2 protein-coding genes are annotated in these 922 nt (G+C 45.0%); both read right to left on the reverse strand.

Annotation, left to right across the window (positions count from 1 at the left end; translation table 11 throughout):
- Positions 1–455, reverse strand: a 455-nt coding sequence (locus tag KCG35_RS25685; protein WP_215822705.1) for a phage terminase large subunit family protein, incomplete at its 3' end; no start/stop codon positions are given.
- Positions 436–922: DUF1441 family protein (locus tag KCG35_RS25690; RefSeq protein ID WP_215822708.1), on the reverse strand; the 487-nt coding region annotated here is incomplete at its 5' end. The genes KCG35_RS25685 and KCG35_RS25690, both read right to left, overlap by 20 nt.

Here is a 922-nt window from a genome sequence, read left to right on the forward strand (position 1 = left end):
CCCACTTTTAAATAATTACCCGCCCGAAAGATTTTATCGTGAATATTATTATCATGGACCCGAGGGGAAATGCGTTTGGCTAATTCTGGGCTACGACGAATCGCTCTATCCAAACGTTTTTTGGAAAACTCCTGGGCTTTTTCCTTTGATATTTGCACAATCAGCATATCAGCCGGGTTATGGGCAATGACATAACTGACCCAACCCTCTAAAAAAGCCAACGTTTTACCGGTTCGCGCTGGACCAACAAAAATAACAGCAGTGTATTCCCGACTGTTTAAACAATCCAACGGTTCTAATAAATAGGGCGTGATCTCCGCTGACCATGGGCTACTGCCACCACCACTTTGCGGGACGCGTAAGGTTTGCCGGACGGCATCACTGACTGAAATGGTACTGGGTGGTGTGACAATTTCCGCGACTTCATGGGATAAATTATCGGGGTTTAAATGCATGAATTAACTGCTCGTGAAGCGAGACACGGACTTCATTAATGGTATTTTCTACAAACGTCAGGGTGCTCGGTGATAAAGCACAGTTACGTTCTAAATGGTCGGGTAAGGTCTCCAGTGCCTGAACTAACAGTTGTACCAAGGTATGCATCGTACGGCGTACTTCTTCCGCTTTGCACAATAAGCCTTCCTGTTGCTCAAGTTGTAAGCGTTGAATCTCGGATTGAAACCAGTCCTTACGATCCTTGGGTTGCATTTTGTCAGGATCAGAAATCACCAATAGCGGGTTCTGCCCAAATAAAGCAGGTCCAACCTGATCTGACGGATACACCGAATAACCTTTAACTTTATCAACCGGTTCAATACCCGCTTGCTCTAGTCGTTTCGAAATGGTTTTACGACACATACCAAATAGCAACGCCATTTGGCTGATAGACCACTTTTCATAGGCCTCAGAATTCATGAGCATT

This window comes from Zooshikella harenae, from assembly GCF_018837975.1.
Taxonomy (GTDB): domain Bacteria; phylum Pseudomonadota; class Gammaproteobacteria; order Pseudomonadales; family Zooshikellaceae; genus Zooshikella; species Zooshikella harenae.